We start from the raw sequence: 19,372 nt of genomic DNA, 5'->3' as shown, positions 1-19,372 counted from the left end.
CCCGCTAGCGTCGAGCCTGCACGTTCTTTCCTGACCTGCTCGACCCAGCGGCGCAACGCAGTAGGGCCGATATCGAAGTTGGCGCAGACCTCAAGAATGGGCTGGTCTTCATCAAGCACCATGCTTGCAGCATTGAGCTTGAACTCGCTGGAATAGGACTTTCGCATCATCATGCACACCTTAGATTTGGGCGCCATCATAGCGCCCTATTGATGTGTCCAATTTCATTAGGCCAGATCACAGCCGCTTCTGCATTGAAGCCCACCACCGGTGCCTCTAATCTTTACGGCAGGTGCCTAAGAAACACCCAACGTAGAAAGCATGGTCGATTACATAGACTCGGAATTACCCTTGGTGATTCATAGATCGTCTGAGTGATTGCACTGCTCGTTGGGATTTCTTAAGTCCACTCTACGTTGGGGTCAGGCCCTCCAAAATCTAAACGTAGAGGTCATGGTTATGTCCGATCCTTTTTCTGTAACAGTTTTCTCTCGTCACAATCTCCCTCTCCACGCCCTCCTTCTTGAAAACCAGCCCTGGTTTTGCGCCCGCGATATCGGTCGTTTGATGGGTATCCATCTGAGCGAACGCATGGTCAACAAACTCGACAAGGATCAGCGTCGCGTTTTGGGGATTGAGTATTTCCGGCAACCCGACAAGCAACTGATGCTCAGCGAATCCGGCGTGTATGCATTGCTGGTGTATCACTACGTTCCGGGGAATCGATTGTTGCGTGAGTGGTTGACTCATCAGGTGGTGCCGGCCTTGCGCGACGCAGAACATTCGGGACATTCAGATCGCCCTATGCTGAGTTTGTTGGATTGGCCGGAAATGTCGTTGAGTTTGCTGCAGTGGCAGGATGAAGGTTGGATTCGGCTCCGGGACATGCCTTACCTGCTGCACGATCAGCCGCAACGACGGACGACAGTGGTTAAGCCTTGGTGGCGAAGAGTGGCGCAGGTGTTTCAGTCGTCGAATCACTCGATGGGTTAGTTGACTCGCTTGTAGGATCGATTGCGAGATTCGTCGCTATTTTTTGTAGGAGTTTTCGTAGACATCGGTAATGGCCACTCAGTATCGTCCGAGGGTTTTCAACCCTCGGCGATTGTATGGACACGAAAAAAAGCAACAGCGATTGGAGTGATGCGGAGATTCAGGCTGCGGTCGACGCCTATCTCAATATGCTGTCACGCGAGCAGGCCGGTCAAAAATTCGTCAAGACTGAGGAGAATCGTATCCTGCGAGAGGGCCCCTTAGCCGGTCGGACTAAAGGCTCTGTCGAATTTCGGATGCAGAACATATCTACCGTTCTGGTCGAACTGAGTCGAAATCGCATTGAAGGATACAAACCTGCCAAAAATGTCGGCGCTAATGTTGCACGTAGCATTCGTAGGGCGCTCGACGCTTCCAGCATTTTGACACCTGAGGATTTTGTTCCGACAGCGGACGAAGCAACACTGGAGAAACGAGCGGCCAAACTTGAGCGGCAACCATTTCTTTATGTCCCCAAAGGGATAAAAAATCCCATACAGACTGAGTCCAACAGAAAGTCTTACTTTCGTGATCCCGAGTTGAGGGCTTGGGTTCGTCAGCAGGCTGAAGGCAAATGCGAAGGCTGTGGCAACCCCGCTCCGTTTGAAAAGGATGGTCACCCCTTTCTTGAAGTGCATCACGTAAAGCATCTGTCGCAAGATGGTTCGGATCTTCCGTCCAATGTTGTGGCGCTGTGTCCAAACTGTCATCAACGTTGTCACCACTCGAGCGACAGGGTGGAATTCACTGCTTCGCTTTATAAGAAAGTGGCACGGCTAGAAGAGGAGTAAATCTTTCGTCACCACCTCTGCGATCTGTCCGACTGACCGCGTTTGCCTGTTTTGGGGCTGCTGCGCAGCCCAGCGGGAGCAAGCTCCCTCGCCACGGTGAGTTGTGTTGCCACTGGGTCAGCACGAGGAATTTAGACCGAGTTGGTGCTGGGAATCGCGAGCAGGCTCACTCCTACAAGGTTTGGTGTGTTGCCGCAGATTTTTCGGTGTGTTGAAAACAGTCAGTGCAACCCGCCCCGCCTCCCGCTATTAATACCCTTCCCCACTCAAGGACCCGAGCCCGTCATGAAATTCGACCTCGCCTACTGCCTCAGCCTCGACGACAAGCTGTCGATCTATGACGTACGCGATTTGAATTTCGACGAAACCATGGCGTTCGATTCCGCCAAAGAGCACTTCCAGTGCCCCAACGACGCCTGCCGTTTAGCGTTCGATGCGGCGAATGTGTTGACGACGTTCAACGCCAAAAACGTAAATTACGTCCGCACCCCGCACTTCAAGAACACGCCCAGCACCCGGCATGTGGCGGATTGTCCTTATGTCAGCCTCAAGGCGTCGGTGTCCGGTGTGGACGCGGATGGTGCGGAAACGGATGACAGCCGCGAGGAGCACTTCCCGTCGGAGTTGTTGCTGACTCGGCGTCAGTATGTGCGTAAGGCGTCGAACCCTGAGGTCGCAGCGGATGTAATGCAGGATGTCCCAAAAACAACGCCGGCGGACAGCCAGGCAGAGCACACGAGCCAAGAATCAGCGCCGGACAAGACCAGCGTCTTCGCCCATCCTGTGGAGTGTTTTGTGTCGAACTTCGAGGACAAGGAGCTGCTCAAGCGCATGCCGCTGAAGATTGGTGAGCACACGGCGCCGTACGGGTCGTTCTTCAAGAAGATCGAGTACTTGCAAGACAACAAGGGGCTGATTTACTGGGGCAAGATCAAGGAGATCAAGGATTACACCCAGAGCTTTCGCATCGATTTCGAACAGAAGGTCTGGTTCAAGCAGGCGGATGAGGCGAAGAAGAAGCCTTATTCGGTCAATGTTTACTTGAGCAAGAAACTGATCGACAACTACCGCAAGCGCAAAGCGTTTCTGGAAGAGATCAAGCACGCCATCGAGAGCGGGAAGAATTTGTATTGCTTCTTTTATGGCGTGACGCCGGAGTTGAAGCAGGTGCCGAGCAAGAAAAACCCCGAGCAGACGTTCGGGGTGTTCAGTGCGAATATCGAGAACCTGGATCACTTCATTATTCGAGAAGCGCCGGGGTTGCAGGGTTAGTAGACCGGGCCACGGTGCTACTGCGACGGCTCATTGCGCTTCGGCATTAAGCTGCGTTTCGAGTGCCCATATCTCCCGTTTCACTTCCATGCGCCGCTCACAGGCCGCCTCGACTGCCGGCTCATCCAAGCCACCATAACGGCGCAACCAGTGAGCAATCATTTCCTCGTCGGGGTAGTAATAGTCCTTGTGCCCTTTGCTACTCCTCGGGGTGTCGTTCATATCGCCATCGAAGCGCGCAGCCGAGAACTCGTCCGAGGGCAAAGTGCCCCATTCGGCGGCACAGTCCTCAAATACCCAGGCGATGTCATTGAGGTGTTTTTGCGCTCCGCGATGACCGCGTTTGTAAAACACGTATTCGCGGCAACTCTCCTGGAAACGGTCCATCATCGGCTCGTCATCGATCCAGCGAAGGATGTCGTGCTGCCCTGCATGGCGGATCAAGCCGTTTATCCAGCGTTCGGTAAAACGTTGAACGAAACCTTCGATATCCGCTTTTTTCGCGTCCGCGAAAATCATGCAATAACGGGTTTGCACATGGATGACAAATAACACGTGCTTGCGTTGGACGGTGATGGCGTGGACCAGCCACTGTTCGGTGAACTCGACTGCCTCATCATCCTCGATAACCGGTGATGGCGGTTTTTCCACCGGAGTGATTTTCTTACCCTTGTGCACACGGCTGAAGAAGTTGCTGGCCGCTTCGGTGCAGTTAAAGATCAACATCCTGATTCTCTGTTTAGATGCTAGAAAAATGCTTTCAGTCCTTAACCCATTCAATTTCATAAGGCTGGCGAACGGCGTCAGAAACTCTTTCACGGAACTCCTCACTCAGCCCCGACAATTCCTCATCACTGAGCAAGTCATACGCAATCATCAACCTTAAAGATAACGATGCTTCTGAGCGTCGAAGTCCGTCGAATGCCATCGCTAGGTCCTTGTCCCGATTTCGCATGAGGCGGTAGAGCGTAAGATATCGCGCATGAGCTGATAGAGCATCGTTTTGCGCGATAGTCTGGGCATCAACAAGAACGCCTTGGCAGAAGCGATCCAGCGCCAGTTCGTAGAGTTCTTTGTATTTCTTCCAGTCACTTTCGGATATCGACATGGCCCCCTCCTGTACTAGATTTTGAGCAATGCCGTGCGACAACTTACGGCAACGATAGGCTCAGCATCACGATAACCAACAATCCAATATAGATCCCAGCGTGTAATCGATCCGGAATCCGCCCGATCCAAGGTGTGGCCAATCGAATCCCCAGCAACGATCCCATCGTCAAAACCGCAAACGCCAGCAGATCCACATAGCCGATAAACCACGCCCCCAAGTCAAATTCGCTGAATCCCGCCATGGCCACGTAAGTCACCGTCCCGGCCACCGCGACCGGCAAGCTCAACGGATTGGCCATGGACGTCGCCTGACTCATGCTCAACCCGCAACGCCGCAACAGCGGCACGGTCATGACGCTGCCGCCCACGCCGAGAAACGTCGCGATAGCGCCAATTCCTACGCCACCGCCAGACACTTCCGCCCTCCCCAATCGCCGTGGGATTGCGTTATCGGTGCGTGTAAGAAATCCGCGTCTAACCAGGCAATCCACAATGGTCACGCCCAGGTACGCGATGAACGCATAACGAATCACCTCGCCACTCACCCACATCGCCGCCATGGCACCGACGACAGCGCCCACCCCGATAAACCCGCCCAACGGCCACAGGTAATGGCGAATGAGGTTCCCGGCGCGCTGGTGTTTACCGGTGGCGATCACTGCATTGACGATCATCACGCAGGTCGAAGTCGCCACAGCAATGTGCATCGCCGATTGGCCAATGGGGTCATCGACGCCATGGCTGGCGGTGAGCATGCGGTAGAGCAATGGCACGACGACGAAGCCGCCGCCGAAGCCAAACAGCACTGCCGTGATGCCGGTCATGCAGCCGAAGTGTGTCAGCAGGAGATAGAACATTGCGCGTCGTCCGTTGGTTGGGAGCGGTCGACGATAGAGCGATGCGTCTTGGCCTGCTTCAGCAACTCAGCCAATAATGTTCGCGTTTACGCCAACTGCTGGAAGCCGCCATATGCGCAATGTTTCGATTGATCTGCTGGATGACACGCCTCGCCCGGTGGTGGCGATCGGGACGGATTATTCCCACGGCCATTTGTTGCCTCGTCATACACACCGGCGGGCGCAGTTGTTGTATGGCGCCACCGGGGTGATGCAGGTCAGCACACATGACGGCAATTGGGTGGTGCCGCCACAGCGGGCGGTGTGGATTCCGCCGGGCATGGCGCATGAGGTGCTGATGCTCGGGGTGAGTACGCGCAGTGTGTATATCGAACCGGCGGCGGTTGATCTGGGGGATCGCTGCCAAGTGATCAGTGTGTCGCCGTTGATGCGGCATTTGTTGATGGAGGCGGTGGAGATCCCGCTGGCGTATGACGAGGCCGGGCGTGACGGTGCCCTGATCGATTTGCTGCTGCACGAACTGGCGCGCAGCACTCACCTGCCGTTGCACATTCCGCTGCCCGTGGATACGCGGTTGCTGGGGTTGTGTCAGGCGTTTCTCCGGCAACCGAATGCTCACCAGCCGCCGCAGGACTGGGCCGATCAATTGCACATCAGCTTGCGAACGTTTAATCGATTGTTTCGACAACAAACCGACCTGAGTTTCAGCCAATGGCGGCAGCGAGCGTGCGTGGTGCTGGCCCTGGCGCGGTTGGCGTCGGGGACTGCGGTAACGCGCATCGCGCTGGATTTCGGTTATGTCAGCCCAGCGGCGTTCTCGACCATGTTTCGTCGCGTACTGGGGCAGCCACCGTCCGTCTGGATGCAAGCCTCGAAATAGAACAAATCAAAAAATGAGTTTGATCCGGGCGCAAAACAACTGTACAAAAACACAGTACATTTTGAATCAGCACTCTCGAGCCCGGAGAACACCATGGCCTCTCATGCGATGAAAATCACCCTGGAACGTATCGCCCTCTTCCAATTCACCCCGGCCCACTGCGCCCAAGCTCGAGCGATGCTGGGCTGGAGTGTTGATGAGCTGGCTCGGGAATCCGGGGTTTCGGTAGAGGCCATCGAGCGATTCGAGGCTAAGCGCGATGTGCTGGATGTCACCCGGTTGGCGTTGGCTTATTGCTTTGAGGCGCAGGGGTTGGTGTTTTTCCCGGGGTTTGCGCCGGGTCGAGGGATGAATGTGAAAGGGTCGACGCCGAACCCGGTTGGGCGGGCGGATTATGCGATGGTGGAGTGAGGTGTCAGCGGATGATTGATGTCGATGGAAGTGACAACTGCGTTTATGAGGCGCTCGGATATCCCGATGCAGGTGAAATGCGGGCCAAATCCGAGTACGTGATGAAGATTGGGATACTCCTTGAAACCGGTCGATTGGATAAGACTGAGGCGGCGCAAAAGCTCGGGCTGTCTGAGGAGGAGCTGAATGAAATGCTCCGTGGAAAATTTCGCGATTTGACCGTGGCGAAGATCTCGGAATATCTGAGTCTGCTGCTCGATACGCGGAGCTAGTCGGGATGTAGAGCTCGGGCCGCTTCCTTCGGCCCGGCAATCAGACATCAAGCGTTCTGCGCTGTGACCTGATCGGTTTCACTTTCCATCCCTAGCCACCACGCTCTTCCGCGTTGCGGGTACATCACGTTGAACGCCTCACCCATTTGCGGTGTGGTGATCGACACATTGCGTTCCCAGGCCAACGCCAGAATGCGGTCGAAGGGCTCGAACCAGGCGTGCATCGACAAATCGAAGGTGCCGTTGTGAATCGGCAATAACCAACGGCCCTTGAGGTCGATGTGCGCTTGCAGGGTTTGCTCCGGCTGCATGTGAACGTGGGGCCACTCAACGTTGTAGGCGCCGGTTTCCATCAGCGTCAGGTCGAAGGGGCCGTACTGTTCGCCGATGCGTTTGAAGCCATCGAAGTAGCCACTGTCGCCGCTGAAGAAGATCCGCGTGTCGCCGTCGATCATCACCCAGGACGCCCAAAGCGTGCTGTTGCCGTCGAACAAACCACGGCCGGAAAAGTGTTGCGACGGGGTGGCGATGAACTGGATGCCATCAACATCAGTGCCCTGCCACCAATCGAGTTGGCGCACTTTGCTGGCATCGACGCCCCACTTGATCAGTGTGTCGCCGACACCCAGCGGGGTGAGGAAATACTTGGCCTTGTCTGCCAGTTTGAGCACCGCGTGATAATCGAGGTGGTCGTAGTGATCATGGGACAGGATCACCGCTTCAATCGGCGGCAATTCTTCCAGGCTGATCGGCGGCTGGTGGAAACGCTTGGGGCCGGCCCATTGCACCGGGGAGGCACGCTCGGCGAAGACCGGGTCGGTGATCCAGAATTTGTCCCGCAGTTTCAGCAGTAAGGTGGAATGGCCGAGGCGGTAAACGCTGTGGTTGGGCGCTGCGATCAATGCCGCCTGGGTCAGTGTTTGTACCGGCACCGGGGCGGTCGGGCGGGTGTTGCGTGGTTTGTGGAAGATCATGTTCCACATGATGCGCAACATTTTGCGCACGCCTTCGCGCTGCACGGGGGTATGGTTTCGAAAGTGCCCTTCTGCCTGACGGGAAGCTTCAGGCAAAGGGGTGTTATCCGTAGAGGAAGTTGAAGTGGCCATGACTGAGTGACTCCAGAAAAACCGCAAATTTGCGGTTTTTCACGGTGGGACGATAAATGGCCAAAGCACGCACGCATCAGCCGGACGATCTATTTTTCGCTGTGCAGGATTAACATAACATTACACTGCACAGTGTAGTTTCTAGGTTGCATCAAAGCCGATCACAAGTAAACTACCGAGTGTAATTTTCCTCTGCCTCCTGCCGAAGCGTACTTATGACAGCTCCACAGCGCCTCACCGACCGAAAACGCGAAGCCATTATTCAAGCGGCGATTGCCGAGTTCCGTGCCAACGGTTTCGACATCACCAGCATGGACAAGATTGCGGCCACCGCCGGCGTGTCGAAGCGCACGGTGTACAACCACTTCCCGAGCAAGGAAGAGTTGTTTGCCGAAATACTCAATCAACTTTGGACACGGCTGACGGCAGTACAAGAAACGTCCTACCGACCTGACCTGCCTCTGCGCGATCAGATGCGCCTGATGTTTCAGGCGAAATTGCAGATGCTCGGCGATGACAATTTTCTCGATCTGGCGCGGGTGGCCATCGCCGCCACCATCCATTCTCCCGAGCGCGCGCAGAACATGGTCGCCAGAATGGGCGAGCGTGAAGAGGACCTGACCGTATGGATCCGCGCGGCTCAGTTGGACGGTCGATTGAAACCGGTCGATCCCGCCTTTGCCGCCCAACAGGTCCAGGGAATGCTCAAGTCCTTTGCATTCTGGCCGCAGATTTCCATGGGGCTGCCGGGCCTGTCACCGGAGATGCAGACCACCGTGGTGGAGTCGGCGCTGGATATGTTCCTGGCCTGTTATCAAGTCTGCGAAAAGTGACAATTTCCGCCGCTTACCCTTCATCGGTCAGCTCTGAATAAGTCAGTGCAATGTGTTTCAGAATGAAACTGGCGCTGGGGCTATAGTGAGCCTCAGTCCCAGCGCCATGCAGAGAGCATCATGACCACCCCGACCACCGAAACCACGTCCACCGCTCCCGTCGACCACCTGCGCTTTCACCGCCCTCACGCCCACCTGGCACCCACCTTCGGCAACGACAAATTTGCCCTGCGCGCCGAAGCCTTCGCGCGGTTCTTTGGCACGCCGACCTTTCTCGGTGCGCAGACGCTGATCGTGGTGTTGTGGGTGTGTCTCAATATCTTTGGCGTGACCCATTTCGACGTCTACCCGTTCATCCTGCTCAACCTGGCGTTCAGCCTGCAATCGGCTTACGCCGCGCCGCTGATTCTGCTGGCCCAGACCCGTCAGGCGGCGCGCGACAAAGCGCAGTCGGAAGCCGATGCGCAGCACCGTGAGGCCATCGCCGTGGCCAACAGCGAACGTCAGGCCGAAGCCGCAAAAAACACCGCGCAACTGCTGGAATTACTCGAACAGAACACCCGGCTCACCGAGATGACCAAGACCCTCACCGAACGCATCGAAAACCTGACCTCGGAAATGCATCAGCACTTCATGCGCAAAGCGCCACCAACGGTTTAGCGCTCGCTCAGGGCAATCGCAATGCTCGTCCCAACTCATCAAACAGTGTCACCACCGAGCGCAACGCGCGGCAGTCCGGGCGGGTCAGCAACCAGAGCGCGGTGTCGTAACCGTGCAACGGACCGGTCAGCGGCTGCAACGTGTCGCCGATCAAAAAGTCCGGCAAGGCCGCGACTCCTAACCCGGCTCGCACCAGCTCGGTCACCGACAGCATGCTGTTGCAGCGATAGGCCGGTGTGACGCCCGGCAAATGCTGACGCCGCCAGGCTACGGTGGGATGGTCGGGGAGAAAATCGTCGGGGGCGATCCAGGTCAGCGAAGCCAGGTCTTCAGGGTCGACAGACTTCAGATACCCCGCGCTGGCACACACCCGGTAGGAAATATCCGCCAGGCGTCGTCCGACCAAATGCTCTGGCGGTGTACGCGTCAGGCGCAAGGCGATGTCGGCATCGCGGCGGCTGAGGTTGGCGAAGTCGTTGGAGGTGCTGAGTTCGATCGTCAGCGCCGGGTAGGACGGCATGAACTGCGCCAGCGCCGGCAACAGCAAACCTTGCAGGACTGAATCCGTACAAGTCAGGCGCACGGTGCCGCTGATGACTTCCCCGCCCTGCTCCACACCAATTCGCGCCGCGTCCAGTGCTTGTTCCGCGCGTTCGGCCTGCTCGGCCAGGTTTTGCGCGAGCGTGGTCGGCAAGTACCCGGCGCGGCTCTTTTCGAACAGTTGCTGACCCAGTGCCGCTTCCAGCCGGCGGACGGCGCGAAACACCGTGGAAACGTCGACTTTCAACAAGTTCGATGCCCGGGCCAGAGAGCCGCCGCGCACCAAAGCGAGAATCAGGGCCAGGTCGGGATAGTCGAGCCGATAGTGCGTCACTGCATTGATCACTTGGGATAACGCCAATATTGATTGCGTGAACGCCAATCTATAGTGGGTACCAGGAATCAACAAGAATCGAGATCACTCATGGAAACCAGCGCCATCCGCATCGCCCTGATCGGTGACTTCGACCCTCAAGTCACCGCCCATCAAGCCATTCCCGTCGCCCTCGGCATGGCCGCCGAACAGCTGAACCTGAACGTGCAATTCCACTGGTTGGCCACCGACCACATCAACGCCGACACACCGCTGCAAGATTTCGACGGTTTCTGGTGCGTGCCCGCCAGCCCTTACCGCGACATGGACGGTGCGTTGCGGGCGATCCGTTTTGCCCGGGAGCAGCAGCGACCGTTCCTCGGCACCTGTGGCGGGTTTCAACATGCGGTATTGGAGTTCGCCCGACATGTTTTGGGTTGGGAAGATGCCGAACATGGCGAAACACATCCTGATGCCGCGCGTGCGCTCCTGACGCCGCTGGCCTGCTCGCTGGTGGAAGCCGTCGACAGCATTCACCTGCTAGAAGACTCGTTGATCGCCAACGCGTACGAAACGACTGAAATAAGCGAAGGATATCGCTGCCGCTTCGGTGTGAACCCCGCGTTCAAACGTGAGTTATTGACCCAACAGCTGTGCGCCGTTGGCCATGATTCGCAGGGGGATTTGCGGGCGGTGGAGCTCAAAGGTCATCCGTTCTTCGTCGCCACGCTATTCCAGCCGGAACGCGTAGCGCTCAAAGGCATTCTGCCGCCGCTGGTCCGCGCCTTCATCAAGGCTTGCGTGAGGCAGACAACATGATCGCGACGACGCCTTACTACGCAGTGATTTTTACGTCTTTGCGCACTGAAGGTGATCAGGGTTACGCCGAGGCCGCTACGCGCATGGTGGAACTGGCCCGTGAACAGCCGGGCTTTTTGGGCGTGGAGTCGGCCCGGGGTGAGGATGGGCTCGGGATTACGGTTTCGTATTGGGCCAGTGAAGCGGCGATTCTGGCGTGGAAACATCATCCCGAGCACAGTGAGATTCGTGAGCGTGGGCGCTCGACCTGGTATTCGGCGTGTCATACGCGGGTTTGCAGAGTTGAGCGGGATTATCGGTTTCAGCTGTGAAAATTGCGGTGTCCTTTCGGCCGCCTTCGCTGGCAAGCCAGCTCCTACATGGGTTCTGCGTCATACACAAAACCAATGTAGGAGCTGGCTTGCCAGCGAAGGCGGCCCCAACAGTCACCCCAAATCCATCAACCCCGCACAAGACTCCTGACCGCCGCTATCTCCGGCACTTCCCGCCGCTGCATATACACCCGCAACGGCTCGGTAATGTTGATCCGCTCATCAATGTTCTGATCCAACAGCAACTGAATCATCTCGCGCTTGAGCGTCATGGCCTGTTCCGGCCCCGGCGCCCAGACAAACTCACTGACCGGAATAATGCCGTCATCGGCCACGTCCATGCCGAACGAGTCTTCGCTGAATCGCACAATGTAATGGCCGGTCTTGCGGTTGAGGCCGACAAAGCCGTTGAGTTGGTCGGCGGCCTGGCAGATGAGCTCGGAAGTGATGCGCATATAAACCTCACAAAAGGTCGTTAACGACCGGTGATCGATGGTTTACACGCAAGGGAAACGACGCGGGTTTCCCTCTTCCGGGGAAACTGCCGTGGCCAAGAGTACTGCAAAGCAGCGCACATCTGCGCTGAAAAAAACTGCTTTAAACATGTTTATGTCGGTCTGGCGATAGCGCTGGTAGCGCTCAGTTGTTAAAAGAGACGTCTTTGAAAATCTCTCTGCGAAAGGATCTCGACATGCCGGTTACCTTCACCAAAAGCGCCCTGCTGCTGAGCCTGATGCTCGGCCTCGGCCAGGCACAGGCCGCCAACGAGCCGGCCCCGAACGCTCTGGCCAGCCGTTTGGGCATTCCGCACCCGGCGGTGATCGCCCACCGCGGCGCCTCTTTCGATGCACCGGAATCCACCGCCGCCGCCTACAAACTGGCCCGCGACCTTGGCGCCGATTATCTGGAGATGGACTTGCAACGCAGCAAGGACGGCGTGCTGTTTGCCCTGCACGACAACAACCTGCAACGCACAACCGACGTTGCCAGCAAGTTCCCTGATCGCAAGGACAGCCTGGCCAACGAATTCACAATCGCCGAGCTCAAAACCCTCGACGCCGGCAGTTGGTTCAACACGGCTTACCCGGATCGCGCACGCCCTTCCTACGCGGGTCTGAAAATCCTGACCCTGGACGAAATCATCGACATTGCCCAAGGCAACCCGCTGCACAAGCCAGGCTTGTACATCGAGACCAAGGAGCCGAAGCAATTCCCCGGCATCGAGCGCGACCTCAAGGACAAGTTGCAGGACCGTGGCTGGCTGAGCCCGGCCGGTTCGAAACTGGCGAAGAGTGATCTGGCGGTTGGTCAGGGCAAAGGCAAAGTGGTGCTGCAAACCTTCGAAAAAAGCAGCCTCGAACTACTGCAACAAGAAATGCCGAAAGTGCCGAAGATCCTGCTGTTGTGGGTCGGCGAAGGCAGCATTGAGCCGCAATCCAAGGTGACGTTCGCCGAGTCCGGCGACAAGGACAAAGCCACCTACTACGCCAAACAAGAGCCGAAAGACAAAGCCGAATTCCAGCAATGGGTCGAGTACGCCAAGGCCCAGGGCGCCATCGGCACCGGCCCTTCCGCCGCGCTGACCCAGGGTGGCGATCAGAGCTACTCGGACCTGGTGAAACCGTGGATGAACCAATTCACCCACGATCAGGGTTTGTTGGTGCATGTGTACACCATTGATGATGCGGTGGATTACCAGAGGGTCATGGATGCTGGGGTGGATGGGATTTTTACCAATCGGGCCAGTGAGTTGTTGAAGTTTTATAAGCGGCCGGCAGCGGGGACTGTTGCGCAGTTGCTGCAGAATAATGGGTACTGATTCGGGACCGGGGTGCGGCCATCGCGGGCAAGCCATGCTCCTACAGGAGCGGGCTTGCCCGCGATGGCTTTCGGGAATTAAGGATGAATTAAGTTGCCACCGCTAATCTGGCCCCAATTAAACAGATCAATCCAAGGAAAGAACCTCATGAAAACCCTGACTGCCCTGTTCACCGCCGCTGCCCTGACCCTCACCGCCGGCCTGGCCCAGGCGGATGTTCGCGTCGATCAGATCCCTGAGCTGGTCAAGAGCGGCACGATCAAGCCACTGGAAGAAATGAACCAGACAGCGCTGAAACTGCATCCTGGGGCCACCATCACCGACACGGATCTGGACAACCACTTCAATGGATATGAATACGAGGTGGAACTGCGCACCCCGGACGGCAAAGAATTTGATGTGGACTTCGATGCCACTACAGGCAAAGTCCTGAGCAACAAACTGGACACTTGATACACACCTCAATAGCCGCACGATTTACCAATCGTGCGGCTTTTTTGCATCTCTCTGGGCATGACAGGCAGCCCCGAGCAAGCGGATCACGCAGCCGTCAGTAGAGCCGCTGTATCGCCGCCATCAACCTGTCACAAAACCGTCAAAAATCCTTGCAATGATGCCGCTCAAGTGAACCTGTAAAACCCGCGACAGGCGCCTCCCTTGCGAGCACTCATGAACCACAGCATCGACCAAAGCCATCGCGACCCGGACCTGTTTGGCCTGCTGTACGGTTTCGCTTTTCGCCCAGGTGAACGCGGTCGGGAGATTGATTCCGCCAGGGCGTTGCAATACCTGCAACAACCCGACGACAGCGACGAATTCCTCTGGCTGCATTTGAACTTGGCCCACGCCGCGTGTGAGCGCTGGATGAAAAGTCATCTGGAGCTGCCGGACGAGTTTTTCGAAGCGTTGCACGAAGGCTCGCGATCGACGCGCATCGAGCATGTGGATTCGGCCTTGCTGGCGGTGGTCAACGATGTGGTGTTCAACCTCAGCAGCATGATTTCCTCGGATGTCTCGACGCTGTGGGTGTGCGCCCGCAGTCGGCTGATCATCAGCGCGCGCCTGCAACCGCTGCACTCGGTGGACAAGCTGCGCTCTTCGGTGAAGGCCGGTGAATGTTTTCGCTCGCCGCTGGAGTTGCTCGTGCATCTGCTGCGCGATCAGGGCGAAGTGCTGACGCAAATCGTGCGCAGGACCAGCCTGAGTGTCGATCAGATCGAAGATGAGTTGCTATCGTCGCGGCTGTCGACCAACCGTGCCGAACTGGGCGCCAACCGTCGGGTGCTGGTGCGTCTGCAACGCCTGCTGGCGCTGGAGCCGGGTTCGTTGCTGCGCCTGCTCAATCGACCGCCGCAATGGCTGCAAAAGGAGGACGTCAAGGAACTGCGCAAGTCCACCGAGGAGTTTGCGTTGATCATCAACGACCTCACGGCGCTGGGTGAGCGGATCAAACTGTTGCAGGAAGAAATCGCCGCCAACCTCAATGAGCAGAGCAACCGCACCTTGTTCACCCTGACGGTGGTGACGGTGTTGGCGCTGCCGATCAACATCATTGCCGGTTTCTTCGGCATGAATGTCGGCGGGGTGCCGCTGTCGGGTGACCCGCAGGGGTTCTGGATTCTGGTGGCACTGGTCGCAACGTTTACCGTGATTGCGGGACGTTGGGCCTTTCGTAAGCGCCAGGATTATTGAGCACACCCACATTAGGTGATGCTCCCTATTTCAACCCAAGGATGCCGGGTTAAGATCAGCGGACAACGAAAAACCCAAAACCCTGACTTGGAGCAGTCCCCCTGTAACAAATTGGAACGACCATCACTGACATTCCCCCCCCTCCTCAGGATTGTTCGTGATGGCTTCTGCTTCCTTCCCCGCCAAAGCTCAGGCACCCGCCAGCAGCGCCAGGCCACAGTTCGACAAAAAACACAGCGCGTTCACGCTGGTGATTTTTTTCGGCGTGCTGGCCATCGGCTTGCTGTTCACCGCTTATAGCCTGATGCGCGACGTGAAAGAAATCGGCACCGTGGTAACCACCTGGACCCCGTATTTGCTGCTGGGCGTGGCGCTGCTGATCGCCCTCGGCTTTGAGTTCGTCAACGGTTTCCACGACACCGCCAACGCCGTGGCGACGGTGATCTACACCAACTCGATGCCGCCGAATTTCGCGGTGGCCTGGTCCGGGTTCTTCAACTTCCTCGGCGTGCTGCTGTCCAGCGGCGCGGTGGCGTTCGGCATCATTGCCCTGTTGCCGGTGGAACTGATTCTGCAAGTCGGCTCCTCCGCCGGTTTCGCCATGATTTTCGCCCTGTTGATCGCCGCGATCCTGTGGAACCTCGGCACTTGGTGGCTGGGCTTGCCGGCCTCGTCTTCGCACACGCTGATCGGCTCGATCATCGGCGTCGGCGTGGCCAATGCCCTGATGCACGGCCGTGACGGCACCAGCGGTGTGGACTGGGCGCAGGCGACCAAGATCGGTTATGCGTTGCTGCTCTCGCCGCTGGTCGGTTTTGGTTTCGCCGCCTTGCTGTTGCTGGCCCTGCGCGCATTCGTCAAGAATCGCTCGCTGTACAAGGCCCCCGAAGGTAACACCCCGCCACCGTGGTGGATTCGCGGCATGTTGATTGTGACCTGCACCGGCGTGTCGTTTGCCCACGGCTCCAACGATGGCCAGAAAGGCATGGGCCTGATCATGTTGATTCTGGTCGGCACACTGCCCATGGCCTACGCGCTGAACCGCGCCATGCCGGCCGACCAGGCGCTGCAATTTGCGGCGGTGGCCGAGGTGACCCAGCAAGCGCTGGTCAAGGCTGTGCCGCAACTGGCCCCGGCCGACCCGCGTCCGGTGCTGTCTGACTACGTGCGCAGCAAGGAAGCGACGCCGCAACTGGTGCCGGCGCTCGCCGCCCTCACCGGTAGCATCGGCGCTCAGGTCAAGGGTTACGGCTCGCTGTCCCAAGTACCGGCCGAGGCCGTGGGTAACGTGCGTAACGACATGTACCTGACCAGCGAAACCATTCGCCTGATGGACAAGAACAAGGTCGGCAACTTCGACGCCGACACCAGTGCCAAGCTGCAATTGTTCAAACAGCAGATCGATAACTCCACGCGGTTTATTCCGCTGTGGGTCAAGATCGCCGTGGCGATTGCGCTCGGCTTGGGCACCATGGTGGGCTGGAAGCGCATCGTGGTAACGGTCGGCGAGAAGATTGGCAAATCCCACCTGACCTACGCTCAGGGGGCCTCGGCGGAAACCGTGGCCATGTTGACGATTGGCGCAGCGGATATGTTCGGCCTGCCGGTGTCGACCACCCACGTGTTGTCGTCGGGTGTGGCCGGGACCATGGTCGCCAACGGTGGCGGTTTACAGATGACGACCATCCGTAACTTGCTGATGGCCTGGGTGCTGACCTTGCCGGCGGCGATCCTGTTGTCGGGCAGCTTGTACTGGTTATTCACCCAACTGTTCTGATCGCCCCGACAGCGGAAATTGAAAGCTGCGGGCTGATCATCAGCCCGCTCATACCATTCATCCTTCGCAAACAGTGCGCGTCACCATCCGCTCCCGCACCACGTCGTATCCCCAGTGGTAGAGGTAGGTGTACGGCAGGAAAAACAGCAGCACACCGATGTCGAGCAGGAACGCTTCCCACAGGCCGATCTTCAGCCACCAGGCAATCAGCGGCACACCGGCCGCCACCAGACCACCCTCAAACAACAACGCATGGACAACCCGAACCCACGCGGTGTGAGCCATCTCGTAGCGCTTGAGCACGCGGTCGAACAGGCCGTTGAAAACCACGTTCCAGGCCAGGGCCAGGGCCGCGATGGCCATGGTGACGACGCCCATGTCGAGCATCGGTTTGTCCATGATCCAGGCCAGCAACGGGGTACAGATCAGGATGGCCAGCAGTTCGAAACCGACGGCCTGGAAAATACGTTCAGTGATGGATTTTTTGACGCTCATGGCCAGACTCCTCTGAGTGACTGTGGTTGCCATGATCCCTCGCCACACCGATACTTCATAACCAATAACCATCGATCAAGGCGATAGTTCATGGCCTCTCACGAAGTGTTGCTGGCCTTTGTCCAGGCGGCGACCCAAGGCTCGTTTTCCGCAGCGGCGCGCAAATTGGGGCGCAGCCAGTCGACCATCAGCGCGGCGGTGGCCAGTCTGGAAATCGATTTGAACCTTGTGCTGTTCGACCGCAGCAGCCGCAAACCCAGCCTGACCCCGGCCGGGCATGTGATGCTGCAACGGGCCGAGGAGATTCTGGCCGCCACCAGTCGGCTGGAAATCACCGCCAGCCAGCTGTCACAAGGCGTCGAGCCAAAACTGACCGTGGCGATTTCCGACACCTATCAATCCGATCGCTTCGAAGTCGCGCTCGGTGCGTTCGAGCAACGCTACCCGGACCTGGAACTCGAATGCCTGATTGCCGAATGCGATGACTTGATTGCACTGGTGCAACGGGGTCGGGCGCAGGTGGCCTTCGCTGAAATGCAGGACAGTTATCCGCCGGATCTGGTCAGTTCGACCGTCGACGAACGCACGGACATCGCGCTGTTCGCCTCCCCTGCGCATCCATTGGCGACACTCGATCATATCGATCAGGACGTGCTGCAACAGCACCGTGAACTGCGTCTGGCAACCATCGTCAATCCGTATGAAAGCCGGGCAAAGGGTCGCGTCTGGTCGGCGCCGAGCTATTTGATGTTGCTGGAAATGGCCCAGGGAGGATTCGGCTGGGCGCCGTTGCCACGGTGGCTGGTGGAGCGGTTTGGCAAGGGCTCGTTGCAGGAACTTCAGGTGCGCGGCTGGCCGAAACCGGTGTTTGTCGATGCGCTGTGGTCGCGCCAGCATCCACCGGGGCCGGCGGGGAGTTGGCTGCTGAGCAAGATGCTGGAATGAAGGTCCTTCGGCCCTTATCGCGGGCAGGCTCACTCCTACAGGATTGGCGCTAACCCTGTAGGAGTGAGCCTGCTCGCGATGAGGCCAGTCAGATCACATCACTCCAAAGCCTTGATCCGTGCTTCGAGAAACCGCCGCTCCGGCACTTGCTGCGTCAGCTCAAGCGCCCGCTCATACGCCGCCCGCGCCTCTTCCCACCGTCCCAACTGCCGACAAAACTCCGCCCGCGCCGAGTGGGCCAAGTGGTACTCCAGCAATTCGCCCCGATTCAAAATCGCCTCAACCAACGTCAGCCCCGTCAACGGCCCATCCCTTCGGGAGATCGCCGCCGCGCGATTCAACTCGATCACCGGCGAAGGCACTGCCGCCAGCAGCACGTCATACAAACCGACGATCTGCTGCCAGTCCGTTTCCGCCGCCGAGGGCGCTTCGGCATGCACGGCCGCAATCGCCGCTTGCAGGCCATACGGCCCGAACTGTCCAGTGGTCAGCGCCGATTCCACCAGCGCACACCCTTCGGCAATCATCCCGGCGTCCCACAACGAACGGTCCTGCTCATCCAATACAATCAACTCACCGTCAAGCGACGTCCTCGCCCGGCGCCGAGACTCATGCAGCAACATCAACGCCAGCAGCCCTTTCACCTCCGATTCCGGCAATAAATCCATCAGCAATCGCCCGAGCCGAATCGCCTCGCGCGTCAAATCTTCACGCGTCACTTCAGCACCGATGGACGCCGAGTAACCTTCGTTGAACACCAGGTAAATCACCCGCAAAACGCTGTCGAGGCGCTCGGGCAATTCCGCCAGTGTCGGCACTTGATAAGGGATTTTCGCATCACGAATTTTCGCCTTCGCCCGCACGATGCGCTGAGCGATAGTGGCGGGCGCCGAGAGAAACGCCCGGGCGATTTCTTCAGTGGTCAGGTCGCAGACTTCGCGCAAGGTCAGTGGCACTTGAGCGTCCGCTGCAAGTGCCGGGTGACAGCAGGTGAAGATCAGGCGCAGGCGATCGTCTTCCACGTCTTCTTCACTCCATTCGACCTGTTCCAGCGCCTCGGCCTGCGCAATCAGCAGCGGCCGGGACGCGGCAAATCGCGCGCGCCGGCGCAACACATCAATCGCCTTGAAGCGCCCGGTGGACACCAGCCAGGTGCGCGGATTATCCGGCACGCCGTCACGCTGCCAACGCTCCACCGCAACGAAAAAGGCCTCGTGCAGGGCCTCTTCGGCGAGGTCAAAATCGCCGAGCAAACGAATCAGCGTCGCGAGGATCCGCCGCGAGTCTTCGCGGTAAACCTGCTCGACCCGGGCCTGCACCGAGGCGCCAGGCATCAGTGCGGCATGCCTTCGGTGACCAGTGTTTCCTCGATCAAGCGACTGATGGATAACTGGAGTTTGGCAGTCTTTCTTTCAGCCGATTGCGGACTCATGCAGG

The 19,372-nt window shown here is 58.1% G+C and carries 24 protein-coding genes; 15 read left to right on the top strand and 9 right to left on the bottom strand.

Annotated elements, in window-relative coordinates:
* Window positions 1-167: transposase (locus KGB06_RS21945; RefSeq protein ID WP_223511913.1), on the bottom strand; the 167-nt coding region annotated here is incomplete at its 3' end.
* 292 nt (window positions 168-459) lie between these two features.
* Between KGB06_RS21945 and KGB06_RS21940 the strand changes: the two genes are divergently transcribed.
* From KGB06_RS21940 to KGB06_RS21930, 3 genes are all read left to right on the top strand, one after another.
* A complete protein-coding gene (locus KGB06_RS21940; protein ID WP_223519496.1) occupies window positions 460-993 on the top strand; it encodes a Bro-N domain-containing protein in 534 nt (177 codons plus the stop codon).
* 116 nt (window positions 994-1,109) lie between these two features.
* Window positions 1,110-1,823 (top strand): HNH endonuclease, encoded by a 714-nt coding sequence (locus KGB06_RS21935; protein WP_223519494.1) that lies wholly within the window; start codon window positions 1,110-1,112, stop codon window positions 1,821-1,823.
* Window positions 1,824-2,108: 285 nt separating this feature from the next.
* On the top strand, window positions 2,109-3,095 hold the full coding sequence (locus KGB06_RS21930) for a hypothetical protein (RefSeq protein ID WP_223519492.1): 987 nt from the start codon (window positions 2,109-2,111) through the stop codon (window positions 3,093-3,095).
* A 30-nt stretch (window positions 3,096-3,125) separates the two neighbouring features.
* Here the strand turns inward: KGB06_RS21930 and KGB06_RS21925 are convergent, their stop codons facing one another.
* Genes KGB06_RS21925 through KGB06_RS21915 form a run of 3 tightly spaced genes read right to left on the bottom strand, consistent with a single transcriptional unit; the run spans window position 3,126 to window position 5,062 of the window.
* A complete protein-coding gene (locus KGB06_RS21925; RefSeq protein WP_223519498.1) occupies window positions 3,126-3,821 on the bottom strand; it encodes a DUF6933 domain-containing protein in 696 nt (231 codons plus the stop codon).
* 34 nt (window positions 3,822-3,855) lie between these two features.
* Window positions 3,856-4,203: a hypothetical protein gene (locus tag KGB06_RS21920; RefSeq protein WP_223519490.1), complete on the bottom strand. Its 348-nt coding sequence runs from the start codon at window positions 4,201-4,203 to the stop codon at window positions 3,856-3,858.
* A 43-nt stretch (window positions 4,204-4,246) separates the two neighbouring features.
* The gene (locus KGB06_RS21915; protein ID WP_223519488.1) at window positions 4,247-5,062 is read right to left on the bottom strand and encodes a sulfite exporter TauE/SafE family protein; all 816 of its coding nucleotides are present in this window, start codon (window positions 5,060-5,062) and stop codon (window positions 4,247-4,249) included.
* A gap of 112 nt (window positions 5,063-5,174) precedes the next feature.
* On the opposite strand from KGB06_RS21915, the gene KGB06_RS21910 reads away from it, so the two are divergent.
* The 3 genes from KGB06_RS21910 (at window position 5,175) to KGB06_RS21900 (ending at window position 6,625) form a co-directional block, all read left to right on the top strand.
* Complete coding sequence (locus KGB06_RS21910) at window positions 5,175-5,942, top strand: AraC family transcriptional regulator (protein ID WP_223519486.1); 768 nt, start codon at window positions 5,175-5,177, stop codon at window positions 5,940-5,942.
* A gap of 93 nt (window positions 5,943-6,035) precedes the next feature.
* Entirely contained in the window at window positions 6,036-6,353 is a 318-nt protein-coding gene (locus tag KGB06_RS21905; protein WP_007946091.1) for a helix-turn-helix domain-containing protein, read from the top strand.
* Between the two features lie 11 nt (window positions 6,354-6,364).
* Window positions 6,365-6,625 (top strand): XRE family transcriptional regulator, encoded by a 261-nt coding sequence (locus KGB06_RS21900; RefSeq protein ID WP_223519484.1) that lies wholly within the window; start codon window positions 6,365-6,367, stop codon window positions 6,623-6,625.
* 47 nt (window positions 6,626-6,672) lie between these two features.
* Here the strand turns inward: KGB06_RS21900 and KGB06_RS21895 are convergent, their stop codons facing one another.
* Window positions 6,673-7,731, bottom strand: a complete 1,059-nt coding sequence (locus KGB06_RS21895) for an MBL fold metallo-hydrolase (protein WP_223519482.1) — start codon at window positions 7,729-7,731, stop codon at window positions 6,673-6,675.
* Window positions 7,732-7,946: 215 nt separating this feature from the next.
* Between KGB06_RS21895 and KGB06_RS21890 the strand changes: the two genes are divergently transcribed.
* Window positions 7,947-8,564, top strand: a complete 618-nt coding sequence (locus KGB06_RS21890) for a TetR/AcrR family transcriptional regulator (RefSeq protein ID WP_223519480.1) — start codon at window positions 7,947-7,949, stop codon at window positions 8,562-8,564.
* 120 nt (window positions 8,565-8,684) lie between these two features.
* Window positions 8,685-9,224 (top strand): DUF1003 domain-containing protein, encoded by a 540-nt coding sequence (locus tag KGB06_RS21885; protein WP_223519478.1) that lies wholly within the window; start codon window positions 8,685-8,687, stop codon window positions 9,222-9,224.
* Window positions 9,225-9,231: 7 nt separating this feature from the next.
* On the opposite strand, the gene KGB06_RS21880 is transcribed toward KGB06_RS21885, so the two are convergent.
* Window positions 9,232-10,173 carry a LysR family transcriptional regulator gene (locus KGB06_RS21880; RefSeq protein ID WP_223519476.1) on the bottom strand — a complete coding sequence of 314 codons (942 nt, stop codon included), beginning with the start codon at window positions 10,171-10,173 and terminating at the stop codon, window positions 9,232-9,234.
* A 15-nt stretch (window positions 10,174-10,188) separates the two neighbouring features.
* Here KGB06_RS21880 and KGB06_RS21875 point away from each other — a divergent pair, with 15 nt between their 5' ends.
* Window positions 10,189-10,896 (top strand): CTP synthase, encoded by a 708-nt coding sequence (locus tag KGB06_RS21875; protein WP_223519474.1) that lies wholly within the window; start codon window positions 10,189-10,191, stop codon window positions 10,894-10,896.
* The gene (locus KGB06_RS21870; protein WP_223519472.1) at window positions 10,893-11,207 is read left to right on the top strand and encodes an antibiotic biosynthesis monooxygenase family protein; all 315 of its coding nucleotides are present in this window, start codon (window positions 10,893-10,895) and stop codon (window positions 11,205-11,207) included. The genes KGB06_RS21875 and KGB06_RS21870 overlap by 4 nt, the downstream gene beginning before the upstream one ends.
* 128 nt (window positions 11,208-11,335) lie before the next feature.
* Here KGB06_RS21870 and KGB06_RS21865 read toward each other — a convergent pair whose 3' ends face one another.
* Entirely contained in the window at window positions 11,336-11,662 is a 327-nt protein-coding gene (locus KGB06_RS21865; RefSeq protein WP_223519470.1) for a DUF2025 family protein, read from the bottom strand.
* Between the two features lie 236 nt (window positions 11,663-11,898).
* On the opposite strand from KGB06_RS21865, the gene KGB06_RS21860 reads away from it, so the two are divergent.
* The 4 genes from KGB06_RS21860 (at window position 11,899) to KGB06_RS21845 (ending at window position 16,495) form a co-directional block, all read left to right on the top strand.
* Window positions 11,899-13,026, top strand: a complete 1,128-nt coding sequence (locus KGB06_RS21860) for a glycerophosphodiester phosphodiesterase (protein ID WP_223519469.1) — start codon at window positions 11,899-11,901, stop codon at window positions 13,024-13,026.
* A 147-nt stretch (window positions 13,027-13,173) separates the two neighbouring features.
* Window positions 13,174-13,479: a PepSY domain-containing protein gene (locus tag KGB06_RS21855; protein ID WP_223519467.1), complete on the top strand. Its 306-nt coding sequence runs from the start codon at window positions 13,174-13,176 to the stop codon at window positions 13,477-13,479.
* A 216-nt stretch (window positions 13,480-13,695) separates the two neighbouring features.
* Window positions 13,696-14,718 (top strand): transporter, encoded by a 1,023-nt coding sequence (locus KGB06_RS21850; RefSeq protein WP_223519465.1) that lies wholly within the window; start codon window positions 13,696-13,698, stop codon window positions 14,716-14,718.
* 160 nt (window positions 14,719-14,878) lie between these two features.
* On the top strand, window positions 14,879-16,495 hold the full coding sequence (locus KGB06_RS21845) for an inorganic phosphate transporter (protein ID WP_223519463.1): 1,617 nt from the start codon (window positions 14,879-14,881) through the stop codon (window positions 16,493-16,495).
* 57 nt (window positions 16,496-16,552) lie between these two features.
* Here the strand turns inward: KGB06_RS21845 and KGB06_RS21840 are convergent, their stop codons facing one another.
* Window positions 16,553-16,990, bottom strand: coding sequence for a multidrug/biocide efflux PACE transporter (locus KGB06_RS21840; protein ID WP_223519461.1), 438 nt, complete (start codon window positions 16,988-16,990; stop codon window positions 16,553-16,555).
* A 90-nt stretch (window positions 16,991-17,080) separates the two neighbouring features.
* Here KGB06_RS21840 and KGB06_RS21835 point away from each other — a divergent pair, with 90 nt between their 5' ends.
* Window positions 17,081-17,935, top strand: a complete 855-nt coding sequence (locus tag KGB06_RS21835) for a LysR family transcriptional regulator (protein ID WP_223519459.1) — start codon at window positions 17,081-17,083, stop codon at window positions 17,933-17,935.
* A 98-nt stretch (window positions 17,936-18,033) separates the two neighbouring features.
* Here the strand turns inward: KGB06_RS21835 and KGB06_RS21830 are convergent, their stop codons facing one another.
* Window positions 18,034-19,269, bottom strand: coding sequence for an RNA polymerase sigma factor (locus tag KGB06_RS21830; RefSeq protein ID WP_223519457.1), 1,236 nt, complete (start codon window positions 19,267-19,269; stop codon window positions 18,034-18,036).
* Between the last annotated feature and the right edge of the window lie 103 nt (window positions 19,270-19,372).

Origin of the sequence: Pseudomonas sp. GL-B-19 (assembly GCF_019956415.1) — a bacterium.
Taxonomy (GTDB): domain Bacteria; phylum Pseudomonadota; class Gammaproteobacteria; order Pseudomonadales; family Pseudomonadaceae; genus Aquipseudomonas.
Note: the sequence above shows the minus strand (reverse complement) of the source record. Positions and strands in the feature narration are given on the sequence as shown.

Bases quoted from the DNA above. Each gene is read 5' to 3' on its own strand.
- KGB06_RS21940 (WP_223519496.1), top strand. From the start codon at position 460: ATGTCCGATCCTTTTTCTGTAACAGTTTTCTCTCGTCACAATCTCCCT.
- KGB06_RS21935 (WP_223519494.1), top strand. From the start codon at position 1,110: ATGGACACGAAAAAAAGCAACAGCGATTGGAGTGATGCGGAGATTCAG.
- KGB06_RS21930 (WP_223519492.1), top strand. From the start codon at position 2,109: ATGAAATTCGACCTCGCCTACTGCCTCAGCCTCGACGACAAGCTGTCG.
- KGB06_RS21925 (WP_223519498.1), bottom strand. From the start codon at position 3,821: ATGTTGATCTTTAACTGCACCGAAGCGGCCAGCAACTTCTTCAGCCGT.
- KGB06_RS21920 (WP_223519490.1), bottom strand. From the start codon at position 4,203: ATGTCGATATCCGAAAGTGACTGGAAGAAATACAAAGAACTCTACGAA.
- KGB06_RS21915 (WP_223519488.1), bottom strand. From the start codon at position 5,062: ATGTTCTATCTCCTGCTGACACACTTCGGCTGCATGACCGGCATCACG.
- KGB06_RS21910 (WP_223519486.1), top strand. From the start codon at position 5,175: ATGCGCAATGTTTCGATTGATCTGCTGGATGACACGCCTCGCCCGGTG.
- KGB06_RS21905 (WP_007946091.1), top strand. From the start codon at position 6,036: ATGGCCTCTCATGCGATGAAAATCACCCTGGAACGTATCGCCCTCTTC.
- KGB06_RS21900 (WP_223519484.1), top strand. From the start codon at position 6,365: ATGATTGATGTCGATGGAAGTGACAACTGCGTTTATGAGGCGCTCGGA.
- KGB06_RS21895 (WP_223519482.1), bottom strand. From the start codon at position 7,731: ATGGCCACTTCAACTTCCTCTACGGATAACACCCCTTTGCCTGAAGCT.
- KGB06_RS21890 (WP_223519480.1), top strand. From the start codon at position 7,947: ATGACAGCTCCACAGCGCCTCACCGACCGAAAACGCGAAGCCATTATT.
- KGB06_RS21885 (WP_223519478.1), top strand. From the start codon at position 8,685: ATGACCACCCCGACCACCGAAACCACGTCCACCGCTCCCGTCGACCAC.
- KGB06_RS21875 (WP_223519474.1), top strand. From the start codon at position 10,189: ATGGAAACCAGCGCCATCCGCATCGCCCTGATCGGTGACTTCGACCCT.
- KGB06_RS21870 (WP_223519472.1), top strand. From the start codon at position 10,893: ATGATCGCGACGACGCCTTACTACGCAGTGATTTTTACGTCTTTGCGC.
- KGB06_RS21865 (WP_223519470.1), bottom strand. From the start codon at position 11,662: ATGCGCATCACTTCCGAGCTCATCTGCCAGGCCGCCGACCAACTCAAC.
- KGB06_RS21860 (WP_223519469.1), top strand. From the start codon at position 11,899: ATGCCGGTTACCTTCACCAAAAGCGCCCTGCTGCTGAGCCTGATGCTC.
- KGB06_RS21855 (WP_223519467.1), top strand. From the start codon at position 13,174: ATGAAAACCCTGACTGCCCTGTTCACCGCCGCTGCCCTGACCCTCACC.
- KGB06_RS21850 (WP_223519465.1), top strand. From the start codon at position 13,696: ATGAACCACAGCATCGACCAAAGCCATCGCGACCCGGACCTGTTTGGC.
- KGB06_RS21845 (WP_223519463.1), top strand. From the start codon at position 14,879: ATGGCTTCTGCTTCCTTCCCCGCCAAAGCTCAGGCACCCGCCAGCAGC.
- KGB06_RS21840 (WP_223519461.1), bottom strand. From the start codon at position 16,990: ATGAGCGTCAAAAAATCCATCACTGAACGTATTTTCCAGGCCGTCGGT.
- KGB06_RS21835 (WP_223519459.1), top strand. From the start codon at position 17,081: ATGGCCTCTCACGAAGTGTTGCTGGCCTTTGTCCAGGCGGCGACCCAA.
- KGB06_RS21830 (WP_223519457.1), bottom strand. From the start codon at position 19,269: ATGCCTGGCGCCTCGGTGCAGGCCCGGGTCGAGCAGGTTTACCGCGAA.